General features: G+C 38.0%; 21 protein-coding genes. 4 read left to right on the plus strand and 17 right to left on the minus strand.

Features of this window, described 5'->3' with window-relative positions:
* Window positions 1–19: 19 nt before the first annotated feature.
* From BWGOE10_RS25520 to BWGOE10_RS25595, 16 genes are all read right to left on the minus strand, one after another.
* Window positions 20–1,531 (minus strand): tetratricopeptide repeat protein, encoded by a 1,512-nt coding sequence (locus BWGOE10_RS25520; protein ID WP_070145453.1) that lies wholly within the window; start codon window positions 1,529–1,531, stop codon window positions 20–22.
* Window positions 1,532–1,676: 145 nt separating this feature from the next.
* Window positions 1,677–2,183: an acyltransferase gene (locus BWGOE10_RS25525; protein WP_070145454.1), complete on the minus strand. Its 507-nt coding sequence runs from the start codon at window positions 2,181–2,183 to the stop codon at window positions 1,677–1,679.
* Window positions 2,184–2,290: 107 nt separating this feature from the next.
* Window positions 2,291–2,938, minus strand: a complete 648-nt coding sequence (ppaX, locus tag BWGOE10_RS25530) for a pyrophosphatase PpaX (RefSeq protein ID WP_070145455.1) — start codon at window positions 2,936–2,938, stop codon at window positions 2,291–2,293.
* 66 nt (window positions 2,939–3,004) lie between these two features.
* Window positions 3,005–3,817 (minus strand): prolipoprotein diacylglyceryl transferase, encoded by an 813-nt coding sequence (lgt, locus tag BWGOE10_RS25535; RefSeq protein WP_002034719.1) that lies wholly within the window; start codon window positions 3,815–3,817, stop codon window positions 3,005–3,007.
* Window positions 3,818–3,841: 24 nt separating this feature from the next.
* Complete coding sequence (gene hprK / locus BWGOE10_RS25540) at window positions 3,842–4,771, minus strand: HPr(Ser) kinase/phosphatase (RefSeq protein WP_002016091.1); 930 nt, start codon at window positions 4,769–4,771, stop codon at window positions 3,842–3,844.
* 156 nt (window positions 4,772–4,927) lie between these two features.
* On the minus strand, window positions 4,928–5,308 hold the full coding sequence (locus tag BWGOE10_RS25545) for a phage holin family protein (RefSeq protein ID WP_002089574.1): 381 nt from the start codon (window positions 5,306–5,308) through the stop codon (window positions 4,928–4,930).
* Between the two features lie 186 nt (window positions 5,309–5,494).
* The gene (gene uvrA / locus BWGOE10_RS25550) at window positions 5,495–8,365 is read right to left on the minus strand and encodes an excinuclease ABC subunit UvrA (protein WP_070145456.1); all 2,871 of its coding nucleotides are present in this window, start codon (window positions 8,363–8,365) and stop codon (window positions 5,495–5,497) included.
* A 5-nt stretch (window positions 8,366–8,370) separates the two neighbouring features.
* On the minus strand, window positions 8,371–10,347 hold the full coding sequence (gene uvrB, locus BWGOE10_RS25555; protein WP_070145457.1) for an excinuclease ABC subunit B: 1,977 nt from the start codon (window positions 10,345–10,347) through the stop codon (window positions 8,371–8,373).
* A 333-nt stretch (window positions 10,348–10,680) separates the two neighbouring features.
* Window positions 10,681–11,301: a hypothetical protein gene (locus tag BWGOE10_RS25560; RefSeq protein ID WP_070145458.1), complete on the minus strand. Its 621-nt coding sequence runs from the start codon at window positions 11,299–11,301 to the stop codon at window positions 10,681–10,683.
* Entirely contained in the window at window positions 11,298–12,059 is a 762-nt protein-coding gene (locus tag BWGOE10_RS25565; protein WP_070145459.1) for a MerR family transcriptional regulator, read from the minus strand. Before BWGOE10_RS25565 ends, BWGOE10_RS25560 begins: the two co-directional genes overlap by 4 nt.
* Window positions 12,060–12,159: 100 nt before the next feature.
* Window positions 12,160–12,384 (minus strand): hypothetical protein, encoded by a 225-nt coding sequence (locus BWGOE10_RS25570; protein WP_070145460.1) that lies wholly within the window; start codon window positions 12,382–12,384, stop codon window positions 12,160–12,162.
* A 20-nt stretch (window positions 12,385–12,404) separates the two neighbouring features.
* Window positions 12,405–12,797 carry an ATPase gene (locus tag BWGOE10_RS25575; protein WP_070145461.1) on the minus strand — a complete coding sequence of 131 codons (393 nt, stop codon included), beginning with the start codon at window positions 12,795–12,797 and terminating at the stop codon, window positions 12,405–12,407.
* Entirely contained in the window at window positions 12,794–13,015 is a 222-nt protein-coding gene (locus BWGOE10_RS25580; protein WP_070145462.1) for a hypothetical protein, read from the minus strand. The genes BWGOE10_RS25575 and BWGOE10_RS25580 overlap by 4 nt, the downstream gene beginning before the upstream one ends.
* A 17-nt stretch (window positions 13,016–13,032) precedes the next feature.
* Window positions 13,033–13,422: a hypothetical protein gene (locus tag BWGOE10_RS25585; RefSeq protein WP_070145463.1), complete on the minus strand. Its 390-nt coding sequence runs from the start codon at window positions 13,420–13,422 to the stop codon at window positions 13,033–13,035.
* Window positions 13,423–13,433: 11 nt separating this feature from the next.
* Window positions 13,434–13,631 (minus strand): helix-turn-helix transcriptional regulator, encoded by a 198-nt coding sequence (locus BWGOE10_RS25590; protein ID WP_070145464.1) that lies wholly within the window; start codon window positions 13,629–13,631, stop codon window positions 13,434–13,436.
* A gap of 122 nt (window positions 13,632–13,753) precedes the next feature.
* Window positions 13,754–14,776: a YeiH family protein gene (locus tag BWGOE10_RS25595; RefSeq protein ID WP_070145465.1), complete on the minus strand. Its 1,023-nt coding sequence runs from the start codon at window positions 14,774–14,776 to the stop codon at window positions 13,754–13,756.
* Between the two features lie 152 nt (window positions 14,777–14,928).
* Between BWGOE10_RS25595 and BWGOE10_RS25600 the strand changes: the two genes are divergently transcribed.
* The 4 genes from BWGOE10_RS25600 (at window position 14,929) to abc-f (ending at window position 18,691) form a co-directional block, all read left to right on the plus strand.
* A complete protein-coding gene (locus BWGOE10_RS25600) occupies window positions 14,929–15,822 on the plus strand; it encodes a LysR family transcriptional regulator (RefSeq protein ID WP_070145466.1) in 894 nt (297 codons plus the stop codon).
* A gap of 57 nt (window positions 15,823–15,879) precedes the next feature.
* Window positions 15,880–16,242, plus strand: coding sequence for a MerR family transcriptional regulator (locus BWGOE10_RS25605; RefSeq protein WP_070145467.1), 363 nt, complete (start codon window positions 15,880–15,882; stop codon window positions 16,240–16,242).
* 4 nt (window positions 16,243–16,246) lie between these two features.
* A complete protein-coding gene (locus BWGOE10_RS25610) occupies window positions 16,247–16,792 on the plus strand; it encodes a flavodoxin family protein (protein WP_070145468.1) in 546 nt (181 codons plus the stop codon).
* A 264-nt stretch (window positions 16,793–17,056) separates the two neighbouring features.
* A complete protein-coding gene (gene abc-f / locus BWGOE10_RS25615) occupies window positions 17,057–18,691 on the plus strand; it encodes a ribosomal protection-like ABC-F family protein (RefSeq protein WP_070145469.1) in 1,635 nt (544 codons plus the stop codon).
* 263 nt (window positions 18,692–18,954) lie between these two features.
* Here abc-f and BWGOE10_RS25620 read toward each other — a convergent pair whose 3' ends face one another.
* Complete coding sequence (locus BWGOE10_RS25620) at window positions 18,955–19,266, minus strand: heavy metal-binding domain-containing protein (protein ID WP_070145470.1); 312 nt, start codon at window positions 19,264–19,266, stop codon at window positions 18,955–18,957.
* Window positions 19,267–19,274: the final 8 nt, after the last annotated feature.

The following is a 19,274-nucleotide window of genomic DNA, read 5'->3' on the forward strand; positions in this document are numbered from 1 at the left end:
TCCCAATGATTTGCCTACCCTACGTGTGCGTGCGCTTAACAGCCTGCACATACTTTCGTACAGTCGCTACAGATACATTATATACATCACCAAGCTCTGCCTGTGTCATCTTATTTCTTTGTTCGCCGCGCACAATGTATTCAATTGCCGCTGACCAACCGTACACATTTGTAAAAGTCGCTCCAGATGTATATAGACGTATGAACGTACAAAACCAAAAGTTTAAACACTCTTCGATTAATTCATCGTCTTTTTTCGTATAATTATATAATGCATCCGCGATTCGTACGCACTGTTCAAATTGCTGTAAATCAGCTGGGATGCTTTTATGACTATTAAGTAAAAAGAAATATTTTGCAAGTTGCGATACAATTGGAACACCATTTTTCGCTTGCGTTACATCAAAGAAGAATCCAACCTTCTCTGGTGTTGACAATTCATTCATTAAATATAAAGCTAGCATTTGCTCTTCTAGCGTCGCACCTTGCTGAAATGATTTTCGTAATTCTTCAAATAAAAGGTTTTGTCCTTCATCTGCTAAATTCAGTGCATTCCACGGTTCTTTTCCTTTTTTATCAGGATGCAATTCTACAACATGTTGCCACATTTTTTCAGCTACTTGCTGTTCCTTGACCATATACGCAGAGTATGCAAACCAGTAATAAAAACTAACGTCTCCTTCGTACCCTTGACGCTTTAATACTTTGAACCATTTATATGCAGGTTCAAAATGACCAATTGTTGCAAGCGTTGTTCCAAGCTTCAAACGATGCTCAAATGAAATTGGATATACCGAAACTAACTGCCCTGCTAATGACTCTACTTGCTTATGCTCTCCAATTGAATATAGAAAAATAAGCGTATTACAAAGCGCATGCATATTACCAGGATTTTTCTCTAAAATCATTTCTGTTAACTTAAGCGCTTGATCTACATTACCTGATTGAAAATGTGCAATCGCTAAATTATTATGGCCCGACCAAAATTCTGGATATTCTTTCGTAACAACTTCTAGTGTAGCAATCGCCTCTTCTAATTGTCCGTTACGAATGTAGCGGTTCGCTTCTTCTTGCATAACAATTAGCTCATCTTCATCCTCAATCTCTTCCGCACCCATTGCTTCTTCTTCCATAATCTCAAGTAATTCTAATGTATCTTCTACGAATTCCTTCTCTTCCGCAACTTCTAAATATCGCTCTGCATACTTCTTCGCCTGTTGAAACAAGCCCATATATGCATAATTATTTGCAATAAAATAATAGCATTGCTCAAGTTCAGGATTGGATCTAACAAGCTTTAGAAATATCTGATTCGACTCTTGATATTCACCAGATTCAGATAATGCTATTGCTAGTTGGCATAAAATAAACGGCTCCTTCTCGCTTTGTGCTGCTCTTCGAAAATATTTAATTGCATCTTGCAATTTTTGCCCTTTATAAGCCCTCATCCCTTTTTTATAAAAGAAGTCCGCTAACTGATTAAAAGAGATAACTTGTCCGTTCTCCTTATATATTCTTTGATTTTTCCCCATATATCCTCCAGTTTTTTGTTTTCTTCGTTCACACATTCTTCTATCTATAAGTATAAACGATTCCGTAAAAAACAAAACAGTATATTATAATCAATTATTTCCTTTTTATTCATAAAAAGAGAAGGGAAATGTTACATTTTTAACATCAACCTTCTCTAGTGGCCATTTCCTCTTTCGTATAAATAATACGCATCGGATTTCCGCCTACGAAAGCGCCGCCTGGTACATCTTTATGGACAAGTGTGCCTGCAGAAACGATAGCACCATCTCCAATCGTCACACCTGGTAAAACTGTCGTATTCGCTCCAATCATAACTTCGTTCCCTATGACGATTTCTCCGAGTCGATACTCACGAATTAAATATTCATGCGCTAAAAGCGTTGTATTATAGCCGATAATTGAATTGTCTCCCACAGTAATCTTTTCTGGAAACATAATATCTGGCATTACCATAAGTGCAAACGACGTTTTCTTTCCTACTTCCATCCGTAAAAACGTGCGATATAACCAATTCTTTACGGATAAAAATGGCGTGTAACGTGCGACTTGGATGATAATAAAGTTTTTCATTACCTTCCAAAAGGAAACTGTTTTATACACATTCCACAATGAATTTTCTCCTGAAACAGGATAGCGCGTTGTCCGTCGCACTGAACTCTCTCCTCTACTTATATAAAGTGACACTTTAACCGGTAGGAACCCTTTTCCCCACTGATTACTAACTCTCATCAATCAAGCATTTACAGGCAGGAATCTTACTACCCGTTAATACGGGACAAAATCGGTAGTAAATCACTCATTTTATCTAGCACATAATCTGGTTTATACGCTTCTAAATACGCTCTACCTTTCAATGTCCATGAAACCGCTACTGTTCTCGTACCTGCATTTTGTCCACCGACGATATCATGATGATTATCACCAACCATCAATGTTTCTTCTGGCTTTGCATCTAATAATTTGAGCGCTTTTTGAAGTGGTTCTGGATGTGGTTTCACGTGTTCCACATCATCAATTGTCACGACAACATCAAAAAACTGATCAAGTTTCGAAAGCTTTAATCCCATTTCAACCGTCTGTCTCGCTTTCGTTGTAACGATGCCAATCTTATAACCTTGCTTCTTCAATTCTTGAACCGTTTCATATACAGTTTCATATTCTTCCACTAATTCATCATGATGCTCATGATTAAATTGACGATAACATGTAATCATCTCTTCAACCTTGCTTGCATCAATCTTACTAAAAGTGTCATGCAAAGATGGGCCGATAAATGGCAATACATCTTCACGCTTATACTGATTAGAATAATAGTGATTTAACGTATGTAAAAAAGAAGAGATAATAAGTTCATTTGTATTAATTAAAGTTCCATCTAAATCAAATAACACTGTATTTATTTTCATCGTCCTTAATCCTTTCATTACCTGAATATGAAAGAAGCAGCATCTTATATAAGATGCTACTTTTCTCTAATTTTCTAAATATCTTTTATCAGCTTGCCCCATTTTTCGTCTCACAATAATGAAAATGATAGAAATAACAACAATTCCAATAGACATTACTTGTGCAATACGAAGCGGTCCTAACATTAAACTATCTGTACGCAAACCTTCTACGAAGAAGCGTCCCACTGAATACCAAATTAAATATGTGAAGAATAACTCACCACGGCGTAAGTTCACTTTTCGTAACGCGAGTAGTAAAATAACACCTGCAAAGTTCCATAATGATTCATATAAAAACGTTGGGTGATAATACACACCATCAATGTACATTTGATTAATAATGAAATCCGGTAAATGAAGACCTTCTAAAAACTGTCTCGTCACTTCATCACCATGCGCCTCTTGGTTCATAAAGTTTCCCCATCGGCCAATTGCTTGTCCTAATAAAATACTCGGCGCAGCAATATCCGCTAACTTCCAGAATGAAAGCCCGCGTCGTTTCGCAAAAAGGATTCCTGTAATAACAGCCCCGATTAAACCACCATGAATCGCCAAACCGCCTTGACGAATATTAATAATTTGACTCGGATTTTGCGAATAATATTCCCATTCAAAAATGACATAATACATTCTCGCAAAAAGAATCGCAATTGGTACTGCAATTAATACAAGATCGATAAATGTATCTTTGTGAATACCAAGCCTTTCTCCCTCGCGAGTTGCTAGCCAAAGACCTAATAGCACACCTGTACCGATAATAACCCCATACCAATAAACAGGGAACGGCCCGAGTTGGACTGCTATACGGTCAAGCTGTGGTACAGAACCTAACAGCATATGTATGACCTCCCTCTCCAGAGTCTACTCTTGATTTCCTAACTCAATCGCACTCATTAATCGTTCAGAGAACTGCTGTGCCGCATTGACTCCCATACGTTTCAATCTGAAGTTCATCGCTGCTACTTCAATAATAACAGCCAAGTTTCGACCAGGACGAACTGGAAGTGTAATCTTCGTAAGTTCTGTATCAATAATCTTCATCTTCTCTTCATCAAGACCTAATCGATCATAATTTTTCTTTTGATCCCAAATTTCAAGATTAATAACAAGCGTAATACGTTTATAATTTCGTACTGCCCCTGCACCAAATAACGTCATTACGTTAATGATACCTAGACCACGAATTTCTAATAAGTGCTCAATTAAATCAGGTGAGCTTCCTACTAATGTGTCTTCATCTTCTTGACGAATTTCTACGCTATCATCCGCAACAAGGCGGTGACCACGCTTTACAAGTTCAAGTGCTGTCTCACTTTTCCCGACACCACTTTGACCTGTAATTAAAACACCAACGCCATAAATATCTACTAACACACCATGAACAGCTGTTGTTGGCGCTAACTTACCTTCTAAGTAGTTTGTTAAACGACTTGATAATCTCGTCGTCGTTTGAGCAGAACGTAATAAAGGCACGCCTGATTCACGTGATGCTTGTAATAACTCATCCGGTACATCTTGATTACGAGTTACAATAATACAAGGCGTCTCTTCAGTACAAAGCGCTTTCATTCTCTCTTGCTTTTGCTCTGTCGTTAACGTATCAAAGAACGTAAGCTCCGTTTTTCCAAGAAGCTGCACGCGATCAGCTGGATAATATGTGAAAAATCCTGCCATTTCAATTCCAGGTCGTGATAAATCACTCGTATCAATCGGACGATGAATCCCTTCTTCACCACTTACTAACTCCAATTGAAATTGTTCAATTAAATCTTTTGTCCTTACTTTCGGCATATGTATAAACCTCCACTCCGCTGCGGGTTCAGTCTCATTTGATGTAAAATTCCATTCTATCGGATATTGTACCATTTTTTTCTGGAAACAAGAAACACGGTTTCTAATAAATAGAAAAAAACATTTCATATGAATCATGAAATGTTTTTCTTTTTGTCATTTTCTCTTTTTTTCATGTAATGGTTCAACAATTACTTTTTCAATTATCATATTAAAAATCGAAATACAAATTGCCGCAACAATCGCTACACCAAATCCAGATATATTAAAGGCGTCCCCTAATAATGAATCCGTCATCTTTAACGTAATCGCATTAATAACAATTAAGAAGAAACCGAAAGTTACAAGAGTAATCGGTAGCGTAATTAAAATTAAAAGCGGCTTTACAAATACGTTTAAAATCGCCAATATAATACTCGCAATAATTGCAGTTTGTATATTTGCTATGTAAAATGCGTCTGGTGCAACCCCTTTTAAAAGACCGGATACAGCGATTAACACAACGCTATTTACAAGAAGTGATACAATCCATCTCATTTCGTTACACATCCTTTTGACATATATATTTCATCATACGCTAATAGATAATAAACGCAAGTAACACGCAAACTCTTATACCAATTTATTCTATTCTTTATACTTGTATACCTACTAACAATTTTACCAGTTTTCCTTAGTGAAATAAAAACCGAGCGTCATTTCCACTCGGTTTTCATTAACAACTTATTGCGATAACTCTACTTCTTTTATTTTCGCTTTCATTCTTGCTTTATCACGATCTAAAATCTCTTTTAAATACTTACCTGTATACGAGCGTTCTTCTTTCACTACTTGCTCAGGCGTTCCGGAAGCAACGATTTGTCCGCCTTTGTCTCCGCCTTCCGGTCCAAGGTCAACGATATAGTCAGCTGTTTTAATAACATCTAAATTATGTTCAATAACAAGAACTGTCTCGCCGCTTTCAACAAGACGTTGCAACACTTCTAGAAGACGTGCAATATCATGTGCATGTAAGCCAGTCGTTGGCTCATCTAAAATGTATAACGTACGCCCTGTAGAACGACGATGTAATTCAGAAGCTAATTTCACACGCTGCGCCTCACCACCTGATAACGTCGTAGCTGGTTGTCCTAATTTCATATAACCAAGTCCTACATCTACAAGTGTTTGAAGTTTACGCTTAATTTTCGGGATATTAGCGAAGAACTCTACCCCATCTTCAATTGTCATCCCTAACACTTCAGAAATATTCTTATCTTTATATTTCACTTCTAACGTTTCACGATTATAACGTTTACCGTGACAAACTTCACACGGAACATACACGTCTGGTAAGAAATGCATTTCAATTTTAATAATTCCATCACCACGACACGCTTCACAACGGCCGCCTTTTACGTTAAAGCTGAAACGTCCTTTTTGATATCCACGCACTTTCGCTTCATTCGTTTGCGCAAATACATCACGAATATCATCGAATACACCTGTATATGTTGCTGGGTTGGAACGTGGTGTACGCCCGATTGGTGATTGATCAATATCAATAACTTTATCTAACTGCTCAAGACCTCTGATTTCTTTATGAGCCCCTGGCTTCGCCTTCGCTTTATATAGCTTTTGAGCTAACGATTTGTATAGTACTTCATTAATCATCGTACTTTTTCCAGATCCCGATACACCTGTTATCGCAACAAATGTACCTAGGGGGAATGACATTTTCGCATTCTTTAAGTTATTTTCTTTCGCACCGACAATCTCCACTTTACGTCCGTCACCTTTACGTCTCTCAAGTGGTACCGGAATAAACTCTTTACCGCTTAAATATTTCCCCGTTAACGAATTCTCATCTTGCATAACTTCAGCTGGCGTACCCGCTGATACAACTTCTCCACCGTGAATACCGGCCCCTGGCCCAATATCAAGTAAGTAGTCAGCAGCCATCATCGTATCTTCATCATGCTCAACAACAATTAACGTATTTCCTAAATCACGCATTTCCTGCAATGTACGAATTAGACGATCATTATCACGCTGATGCAAACCGATAGAAGGCTCATCAAGAATGTAAAGTACACCCGTAAGACGAGAACCAATTTGTGTCGCTAAACGAATACGCTGCGCCTCACCACCCGATAAAGTTCCTGCGGCACGACTTAACGTTAAATAATCTAAACCAACGTTCACTAAAAACCCAACGCGCTCCTGAATTTCTCTTAAAATTAAATGAGCAATTTTCTGTTGTTTCTCAGTTAACTCAACACTTGAGAAAAATTCCTGTACTTCTTGAACAGAATATTTCGTTACATCGGCAATCGTTTTATCACCAACGAAAACAGCTAAACTCTCAGGCTTTAAGCGTCCACCTTTACATTTCGGACAGGCTTGCTCAGCCATATATTTCTCCATTTGCTCACGAACATAATCCGAACTCGTCTCACGATAACGACGCTCGATATTCGGAATAACACCCTCAAATAAAATTTCATTTTCTTTCACTTGACCAAATTCATTCACATAGCGGAAATAAACCTTCTCTTCTCCGCTTCCGTACAACACTTTATCAAATAAATCCTTCGGTATATCTTTCACCGGCATATCCATATCGATGCCGTAATGATTACACACAGATTTTAATAATTGCGGGTAATATTGCGAACTTGTCGGTTCCCACGGAGCGATCGCATGTTCATTTAATGATAAATCCCAGTTCGGAATAACAAGTTCTAAATCTACCTCTAACTTTGAGCCAAGTCCATCACAAGAAGGACACGCGCCGAACGGACTATTGAACGAGAACATACGCGGCTCTAATTCTCCGATTGAAAAACCACAATGCGGACAAGCATGATGTTCACTAAAGAGAAGTTCTTCCTCTCCCATTACATCGATTAAAACTCGGCCCCCGCCAAGCTTTAATGCACTTTCAAGAGAATCTGCAAGTCGGCTTGCAATTCCTTCTTTCACAACAATACGGTCAATAACAACTTCAATTGAATGCTTCTTATTTTTATCTAACGTAATCTCTTCAGATACATCCAGCATCTCTCCATCAACGCGCACACGAACATAACCTTGCTTCTTAATATCTTCTAACACTTTCGCATGCGCACCTTTACGCCCTGACACGATAGGCGCTAGCACTTGCAACTTCGTACGCTCAGGATATTCAAGAACACGGTCTACCATCTGTTCCACTGTTTGTGATGTAATTTCAATTCCATGATTCGGACAAATCGGCGTACCAATTCGCGCGAATAATAAACGTAAATAATCATAAATCTCCGTTACCGTTCCAACCGTTGAACGAGGGTTACGACTCGTCGTTTTTTGATCAATTGAAATCGCTGGAGATAAACCTTCAATCGTATCAACATCCGGCTTATCCATTTGCCCTAAAAACTGGCGTGCATACGCGGATAAAGATTCCACGTATCTACGCTGCCCTTCTGCATAAATCGTATCGAATGCTAACGATGATTTCCCTGAACCAGACAATCCCGTCACAACAACAAGCTGATTTCTCGGAATGGTTACGTCAATATTTTTTAAATTATGCGCTCTAGCACCTTTTACAACAATAAAATCTTTACTCACTCTTTTCACCCTTCCGCTTTTAATTCTAATAGTAAATCTCTTAATTCAGCTGCACGCTCGAAGTCTAACGCTTTTGCTGCTTCTTTCATCTCTGCTTCGATCTTAGCGATTGTTTTCTCACGTTCTTTCTTCGTCATCTTCTTAGCAGGAGTTGCTTCATATGTTTCCGGTTCTTCAGCCGCTGTCGTTGCACGGATTACATCACGAACGCCTTTTTGAATCGTTTTCGGCGTGATACCATGCTCTTCATTGTAAGCTTCTTGTATAGTACGACGACGCTGCGTTTCTTCAATTGCAATTCCCATTGATCTCGTTATACGATCTGCGTACATAATAACGCGGCCATTTGCATTACGCGCCGCACGACCAATTGTTTGAATTAATGAACGCTCTGAACGTAGGAATCCTTCCTTATCAGCATCTAAAATAGCTACAAGTGATACTTCTGGAATATCTAATCCTTCTCGTAATAAGTTAATACCGACAAGTACATCAAATTTACCAAGGCGAAGGTCCCGGATAATTTCAATACGTTCTAACGTTTTAATTTCAGAGTGAAGATAGTTCACCTTAATTCCTACATCTTTCAAGTAATCCGTTAAATCCTCTGACATTTTTTTCGTTAAAGTCGTAATTAATACACGTTCATTTTTCGCAATCCGGTCATGGATTTCTCCTAATAAATCATCTATTTGTCCTTCAATTGGTCGTATATCAATTGGTGGATCTAAAAGCCCTGTTGGACGAATAATTTGTTCTACTACTTCCGGTGACTGCTCTAATTCGTATGGTCCTGGCGTTGCCGAAACGTAAATAACTTGATTCGTTTTCTCTTCAAACTCATCAAACGTGAGCGGTCTATTATCTAAAGCTGATGGCAGACGGAATCCATGATCCACAAGCACTTGCTTACGTGCTTGGTCCCCGTTATACATCGCTCTTACTTGCGGAACCGATACATGCGACTCATCCATAACAATTAAGAAATCTTCTGGAAAATAATCTAATAACGTATACGGCGTCGAACCCGCTGGGCGAAGTGTTAAATGACGGGAATAGTTTTCAATCCCTGAACAAAAGCCCATCTCGCGCATCATTTCTAAATCATAACGTGTTCGCTGTTCTATACGCTGCGCTTCTAACAACTTACCGTTATCATTTAATTCTTTTAAACGTTCTTCTAATTCTTTTTCAATATTTTCAATAGCGACCTTCAGTTTTTCTTCACGTGTAACGAAGTGAGATGCCGGGAAGATTGCTACATGATCACGTTCTGCTAATACTTCACCCGTTAATGCATTTACTTCTCGAATACGATCGATTTCATCACCGAAAAATTCAATTCGAATACAATGCTCGTCAAGCGATGCCGGGAAGATCTCAACTACATCTCCGCGAACACGGAATGTACCACGCTTGAAATCAATATCATTACGTCCATACTGTACATCAACAAGTTCACGAAGCAATTGATTGCGGTCCTTTTCCATACCAACTCGAAGTGAAACAACTAACTCGCGGTATTCTTCCGGAGAACCTAAACCGTATATGCACGACACACTCGCAACGATAATAACATCATCTCGTTCAAATAAAGAAGACGTTGCCGAGTGACGTAATTTATCGATTTCATCATTAATTTGCGCATCTTTTTCAATAAACGTATCCGTATGTGGCACGTACGCTTCCGGCTGATAATAATCGTAATAACTAACAAAATACTCCACAGAATTGTTAGGAAAGAAATCTTTCAGCTCACTATATAACTGTCCTGCTAACGTTTTATTATGAGCCATTACAAGTGTTGGCTTCTGCACCTCTTTAATGACATTTGAAATCGTAAATGTCTTACCCGTCCCTGTCGCTCCAAGCAACACTTGCTTTTTCTTACCACTATTAATTCCCTCTACAAGCTTCTCTATCGCTCCCGGCTGATCACCTTGCGGGGAATACTCTGAGATAATTTCAAATGGATGTTCCAACTAAAAACCGACCTCCTCATAAAAATCTGTAGTATTATTTTACCACGAATGCTCATAAAAAACCTAAAAAAACGAACAGATATTCGGTAAAACTTTCGACAATATATACATAAAAAAGGAAGGAGTAAGAACTTCCTTCCTCTATCAATTTTATTTTTTAGGTATATATAATAAGTCATATCCATTGCGTCCATTTTCATTTGTACAATCTATTAACCTATAAACAACCTCTACTTCATGCAGCTCTTTTTCCTACTGTCATCCTCTCCGATACAAACTGTTTATATACCATAAAAAGAAACCTATACTAAATTTACAAAAAGCTACTTTCCTCTATGAAAGTAGCCTCTCTTTTCCTTTTTCCTTCTTAGGAAAAATTACATATGAAAATGAAATCACCGTATCAACTAAAAATATAATCGCCCAAACTTGGCTCACGCGACTCGCTGCTTTATTTAAAACGATTCCTGACTCTAACCAATTTCCCCACTGTTCAAATGGAATAAATCCATACATAAAGAAAAAGAAAATATGCACAACAGCAAATAAAATAAGATGCAAAGCCCAATTTTTCATTTCCTGTTTCGCATGCGCCATACCCGTTAATTCAAGTGGATCTTCGATAATAGGAATCGGTTCATTGCGCCATTTCGCAACTAGTTTTTGCACAAGTATATCTAATTTCTTTAAATCCTTTTTCCCATAAAAAACCGCATACAATAAAATAATTACAGTAATGATTTGAAAATTAGAGAACTTTCCTGTTTGATAGTAGTCCACTACTCCTAAAGTTAAAATAAACACTTCATTTACGAGTAGCACAATCCCCATAATAAAGCTCGCTTTTTTCAAGCGAAATCCATACCTTAGTAAAAAGAAGCCGATAGCGGATAACCAAAATACAATCTCTGCACCAATTAAAAAATACCATCGATATTCTGCGAGTATACTCATTTATCCTTCTCCCTTTCATCATATATAAGAAAAGCCTCATCCATATATACTAAAAGCTCCTCTTCAATTGGATACATGCTCATTTTCTGTGAATCATCCTTCGATTTTCTAACTTCCCATAGCTTATCTAAAAACGATTCATCACCATTAGCCATCTCTAAACACTTCTGCATTAATTTCTTCGTTGCCTCTTGTACTTCATCAGATGACGCTTCCTTACCGTCTTTCATAAAGTTACGTAATTGCTTTAATAAATCTACCCATTCTAAAACATTCGGATCTTCTTCACTCATATTCGGCAAATTATGAAGTAACTTTTGCTCTTCCTTTGAAAACAGTTCATTTTGGAATATTTCACGTATACGCGGAGACTGTCTTGAAAGCTGAATAAGCTCAAACATAACTTTCCAATCTAATTCACCTTCCATATTTACTGAATGCACTACCGCTTGTAAAATACGTTCCATTCGATTGAACTTTTTCTGTTCTTCTTGTACAAACTTAAGTTGCTTTTCAAGCGATACTTTTAAATTGAGCTCACCCGTTATTAACATATTCATAATTTCTTTTAATGAAAAACCCATTTCTTTTAAAAATAAAATTTGCTGCAAACGAATAACATCTTTCTCGCTATATAACCGATGTCCCCCATCCGTTTTTCCGCTCGGCTTTAATAAATCGATTTGATCATAATAGCGTAACGTTCTTACTGTAACCCCTGTTTCCTTCGTAAGTTCTTGAATCGAAATCAATCCCATCACCTCTTCTCTTTCATTATAAAAGGTGACGCAACGTAACTTTCAAGTAGTTTGTAAAAAAAATACAAAAAGCTGTTTATACCTTTTGTATAAACAGCTTTTATGGAAGAAGACCCTTTTGTATAGCACGCCCACAAAATAAAATAAGCGCTCCAACAATACTCTTTGCTGTTTTATGGTAATGCGCTGATAGTAATAAATAATATGATAAACCTACAGTACCAATCATAATACAAATACTCGGCACTGGATTACGAGAAAAGTTTTGCATTCCCCAAAGAAGCGCAAATATAGCTGTAGCGACACATAACACCGGTAATCCCATCCCAGTTCCCCTTTTTCTATCTATTTATTTCTTGGTGCTAACACACTCGTCGATGCCATACTCATTAGTAAACCAAAAATAGCAATATATAATAACTCATTTACATTTACTACTTGTCTATCTAAATACTTATTTACGCAAAGATACATAATGAACAAGAAAAAGCAGCTTGTAATACAAATAGTAAAATAAGACTTCATCTTACTTACAACTCTCTCATCAATCGATGGTACTCCCTCTTCTTTCAAGCGCTTCTGCTCTCTATATTCCGAAATTCCATATAAAATGACTAACGTCACATTCGATATAAAAATTACTTCCCACGAAATACTTAAAATTATTAAACTCACATTCAAAATCAAACCTGCTAACGATAAGCTACCGATAAACTTTATAACATCATGTTTACTCATACACGATCAGTCTCTTTACTATGTCTATATTTCCACTTCGGCCAATAATTCACAACGAAATAAACAAACTGTCCGAGTACAAATAAAACAAATGGCATACCAGCATTTCCATAAACAATTAAATTATATAAACTCCATATCGCTAAACTAATTGTTAAAAATAACCCTAAATATTTAAACGCTTTATCCGATTGAAATCTCTCAAACTCATCTTGCATTTTCATTCCTCCTATCGCTATGCTCGTTTTCCCGCCATAACTCCTACGATGAGACTACCAGCAAATAAGAAACTACATACAATGAATATTTCTGGCGTAGGTATGCCATCTCTGCCTACGACTTTGCTCGCACCAATGTAAACAATGAGAAGGATAAATGCGAATATAAATGAGACATTTACATACTTTTTTATATTTTCATTTACTCGCTCATCTATCTCTGGCAGTTCTTCTTTTTTGTACTTACGTTTTTTATAATACGTATACACTGTTAAAAGTAGAATTGCTAAAATGTTACTAACTATTAGCGATAACATCGGTATGGATGGATCCATAATACGAACTAAAACGTCCCCTCCACATAATCCTAAGACAGTAGCGATATACAACTTTTTAGTATCGTTCATTTTCTCTCCCCTTACTCCAGCATAAATATTTCTTCTACCTTCATTCCAAAATATTTGGCGATTTTTAGGGATAACTCTAGACTTGGGTTATAGTGGTGGTTCTCAACCGCCACTATTGTCTGCCGCGTCACTTGCATCGCCTTTGCCATTTCAATTTGCGTTATATGATTTTGTTTTCGTAATTTCTTAATTTTATTTTTCACACCCATAGGCTCCACCTTCGAAAGTAAAGATATCTTTACTTTAATTATAAATATTTTCCAAATACAAGTAAAGATATCTTTACAAAAAAAGGTAAAAAAAGAGACATCTATAAGATGCCTCTTTGCTACTACATAAATCCTAATGCATATACAAGAATGTATCCAAGTACCGAAAGGCAAACCGAGCCAATTAGCCCTGCCACGAATGCCCTACTTCCTAATTTGCGGAACGTTTTAAACTCTACATTTAAACCTAGCCCTGCCATCGCCATTGCGATAAGCATGTACGCAATTATTACAATATAGCCGGCAACAACTTCGGGGATAATCCCAAGTGAATGCACCGCACTCATCGCTAAAAATCCGAATATGAACCAAGGAATTGGAAGGTCCTTCCACGATCCCTTTTCTTCGCTTCCCTCGCTCTTACCAAACCATAACCCAATTAAAATTGCTACTGGAACAAGCATCGCTACGCGCGTTAATTTCACAATAACTGCGATGTCTACAGCCGTGCTACCGCCTGGCGCTGCAGCCGCGATAACGTGAGCAATTTCATGCAGCGTCGCTCCCGAGAATACACCGTAACCGTACGGAGATAAGCCAAGCACTGGATATAATAACGTATAAATAAGCGTAAATATCGTACCTAAAATAGCAATGATTGCGGCGCCAACCGCCGTTTCATCGTCCTTTGCTTTCACTTGTGGTGCAATTGCCACGACCGCAGCAGCACCGCAAATCGCTGTCCCACACGCCGTTAAAATCCCTAATTTCTTCTCTACTTTAAATACTTTCGTTAGTCCATATACAACGAAAATTGTAAATGTAATAACAACTGCAGCGATGACCAATACTTTCGGTCCCGCCTTTGCAATATCTACAAGATTTAACCGCATTCCAAGTAAGATAATCCCAAAGCGAAGCAACTTCTTACTCGCAAAGTTCGTTCCCGCTATCGCTTCTTGAGGAATCCCGATTGCCGCGCGCCAAACCATTCCGATTAGAATAGCGATTACTAATTGTCCCATAATATTTAAAAATGGAAGCTCTGCTAAATATTTCGCGGCGATTGCGATTAATAACGTAATCCCAATACCTTGCGAAAATCCAAAGCCCTTCTTCTTTTGTATAACAAGTGTTTGTTCCACTTTGTACCACCCCAATAATCGTATTGGAACATGCATGTTCTTTCTAGTTACATTATAAGAGATTTTTAATAATAAGTTTAATATCAATATTGAATCCCTATCATCAGAAATACTTATGATAAAATGAAAACAAAAATAAAGGGGCCTAACAAATGAACGTCGACATTTTGAAAATCTTTGTGACTGTCGTTGAACAAAAACATTTCTCTCGTGCAGCAGAACTTTTAAACCTTTCACAACCCGGCGTTAGTATGCACATTCGCAACCTGGAAAATGAATTTGGGACGACACTTATTCAGCGCTCCCCAAAGCACGTCCAAGTTACAGAAGCAGGAAACATATTATACATACACGCAAAGCAAATGCTCTCTCTTTACGAAGATGCCAAACAAGAAATTAATGAACTACATAACGTTGTAACAGGGACGCTCCGCATTGGCGCTAGCTTTACAATTGGCGAATACTTACTTCCGAAAATACTTGCGCGCTTTGCCAATGAAAATACACACGTCGAAGTTCATACCTTTATCTCCAATACGGAAGAAGTTTTGCAAAGCCTCCGCTCTAATCAAATTGATATCGGCTTAGTGGAAGGCCAAGTCGTATACGCTGACGTAGATGTTGAAACTTTTATGCAAGATGAAATGAAACTCGTCGTCCCGCCAAACCATCCATTGCTCCATATCGAGGGAATTAACGAAAATACATTGCAAGATCAAGTCTGGGTATTAAGGGAAAGCGGTTCTGGCACACGTGCCTATAGCGATCGTTTTATTCATCAACATCATTTGAAAATGAAACGATTCTTTACATTTAGCAGTATTCAAAGTGTAAAGGAAGCCGTCGCTGCCGGGCTCGGCATCGCTATCCTTTCAGACTGGACTGTGCGGAAAGAGCTACTTGCAAAAGAGCTATTCCACGTCGAAGTTCCAAATGAACAATTAATCCGCCCATTCTCCATCGTGCGCGGCAAATATTTTATTCCATCTAAAGCTATTCAAGTGTTCTTAAATCATGTGGATTCTTTTGCGAAAAAACAGAGTTGACCTTCACATTAGTGTGAAGGTTTACAATACATGTAAAAGGAGTGAAATGCAGTACGAATTGGAGAGTTATCTAAAAAAACAGGGGTCAGCGAGCGCTCACTGAGACATTATGAAGAAAAGGGAATACTCTCTTCGAAACGCCTTGAAAATGGCTACCGCAAATTTGATGAAAGTGCCATCGAAAAAGTAGAACTTATTCAAATGTACTTACAAATTGGCTTAAATTTAGAAGAGACAGAACGAATGCTACGTTGCCTCGAAATCGATCCGCATCTTTACGAAAATCCGTGTAGTAGTATCCTTACACTTTACGAAGACAAACTTGATGAGGTAACGAAGCAAATCACATTACTTTCCAACATTCAAACGAATTTACAAAAACACGTTTCACTCCTAAAACAAGCAAAAGAAAAGGGATGATTACATGTTTGTTATACATGGCAGTTCAAGACAAAACGGAAATACGGAAGCTTTAACACATATGGTGATTGATGGGATTGAAACAGAACAAATTTACTTGCGTGATCATATTGTCCATCCAATCATAGATCAGCGCCATGATGCAGAAGGATTTCAACCTGTAAATGATGACTATAAACAGTTACTTGAGCGTATGCTAGAGCACGACACGATTATCTTTGCTACACCGCTATACTGGTACGGAATGAGTGGCCATATGAAAAACTTCGTTGATCGCTGGTCACAAAGCTTGCGCGATATATCTCTTCATTTCAAAGAGAAAATGAAAGGTAAAAAAATGTACGTTGTCATCGTTGGCGGAGACAATCCAAAGCTGAAAGCATTACCGCTTATCGCCCAGTTTCAATATATCTTTGATTTTGTTGGTTCATCATTTGAAGGGTATGTTATTGGGGATGCGAATGGATTAGATGAAATCCAGAACGATGCTGAGGCAATAGCAAACGTACAGTTGTATAATAATAAATTCAAAAATAGCCAACAGAAATAAGTTTGACAAACCCGTTTGTATGCGCATACAATAAAAATAATATTATGAAAGGAAGGTACTTTGACCAATGAAGTTCTAATTCTCTTATTTATTTCATCCATCACAAATAGTGAACAAAAATGATGAAAACTAGCAGGGGATTAGTCTGTCCATTTGTCGATACTTTCTTTCGAGACGATCATGTGAAAAATCGTTTATTTATGTACGATTTTTACATTGAAGGGCGACTTTTATCCTCTCTAGTGAAACTAGGGAGGTTTTTTTATGACTATTTTAATCGCACGTAATATCGAAAAGAGCTTTGGTGATCGCACCATATTTACGTTACCATCACTAGAAATTCACGCACACGAACGCATAGGAATTGTCGGCGTCAACGGAGCTGGAAAATCTACGTTATTACAAATATTAAGTAAAGAAATAGAAGCTGACAAAGGGACAGTAACTCATCATAGTTCTATCGCCATCATTCCTCAGCTTAGCGATGAACTACCGGGAACCGCGTCTTCTCTCGCAAAAGGAAAATGGAGTATTTCAAACGTTACAGATGCAATGAGCGGCGGTGAACGAATGCGCCTAAAGATCGCCCATGCCCTCGAACAAGATGCAGGCATTCTATTTGCTGATGAGCCAACAAGTCACTTAGATATGTTTGGTACAGAGCAATTAGAAAAGGCATTTTTATCTTATAAAGGGGCACTTGTTTTAATATCGCATGATCGTGACTTTTTAGATAATATATGTACCAAAATTATTGAAATTGAAGACGGGATGATTCAAGAATATAAAGGAAACTATTCCAATTATCGAAAGCAAAAAGAACGTGAGCGAATACAAAAGCAAGCAGAATATGATCAATATATACAAGAAAAAAATCGGTTAGAACAGTCAATTTCACAAAGAAAGCAACGTGCTTCTAGCATGACAAAAATCCCAACACGGTTCAGTTCATCTGAATCTAAACTTTATAAGTGCAGCGGGGCTCATGGGCAAGAAAATGTTAGCAAAGTAGCGAAAGCACTAGAAACACGCCTTGAAAAGTTGGAACAGAAAGAAAAACCGAAGAACTTTTCTCAAGCTCAGTTTGACGTACAATACCACACACCAATTCATAGTAAAGCAGTTGTTCAGTTTAATAAAACAACGAAGAAAATAGGGGATCGTACATTATTTAAAAATATGAATGGAACAATTGTCCCTGGGGCAAAGCTTGCTATTTTAGGGGCAAACGGAAGCGGCAAAACAACTTTGTTCAACATGCTTCTCGCAAACGAGCGTGGCATTCAGCTTTCGAAGAGTTGTAAAATCGGATACTTCGAGCAAACACTATCTATTTTAAACACAGAGAAAACAATTTTAGAAAATGTTCTAGAAGAAACGAACTATACTGAGTCGTTCGTTCGAACAATACTTGCACGGCTCCTTTTCCGCCGTGAAGATGTTCATAAACCCGTGCACGTCTTAAGTGGTGGTGAACGAATGAAGGTTGCACTCGCAAAAGTATTTTTAGGAAACTATAATATGCTTCTGCTCGATGAACCGACGAACTATTTAGATTTAACAACACAGGAAGAATTAGAAAACATGTTACGAGAGTATCCTGGCACAATACTTTTCATTAGCCATGACCGTGCCTTTATTCGCTCTGTTGCAGACCATATTCTACAAGTAGATGAGAGTGAACCAAGACTCTTCCACGGTAATTACGAACAATACACAAAAAGAACAACCGGGGATTCTGTAAACGTTATTGAACAAGAACTATTACGATTACAAACAAAACTAACAGAAATCATCGGCCGAATTTCCATACCAAATCATCACGATGACATCACATCTCTCGAACAAGAATACGAAACATTATTAGTTCAAATCCAAGAATGTAAAGAAGCGCTCTAATGTCTTCCCTATATATCGACAGGGCCTTCCGCATTTCCCAAGAAATATTGAAACTTCGACATAGAATAGCATCAATAAAAGTGAAAAAGCCGTGCATCAGCACGGCTTTTTACTTTATCCCGCTATTTGTAGGCAGTAAGACTCCCACCTCAAAATTCGGCTTGAGCAAAGAAATTAGGTGGGAGATCAACTGCCCGTAAACGCCCGATTGGTTCAACTAATAATCAGTGGGGGATGCCCCCCCCACTGATTAAAGTTTCACTTTATATACGGACAGCAGTCCCACTCACCGCAACCATTAGCATCCCTTCGCGAACTACTTCATAGTCCACGTCGATACCAACAATTGCGTTCGCATTTTTTTGTCTTGCGAGAGTTTTCATCTCTTCCATTGCAATGTCGCGCGCTTCTTTTAATTTGCTTTCATAAGCGCCTGCACGGCCACCGACAACGTCGCGAACAGAAGCAAACAGGTCACGCACGATATTCGCCCCCATAATTGCTTCGCCATTGACGATATCGATATAGTCACTAATCTCTTTTCCTTGAATTGTAGAAGTTGTTGTTACAATCATGCTTTATA

This window comes from Bacillus mycoides, assembly GCF_001757995.1.
In the GTDB taxonomy this organism is placed as follows: domain Bacteria; phylum Bacillota; class Bacilli; order Bacillales; family Bacillaceae_G; genus Bacillus_A; species Bacillus_A mycoides_B.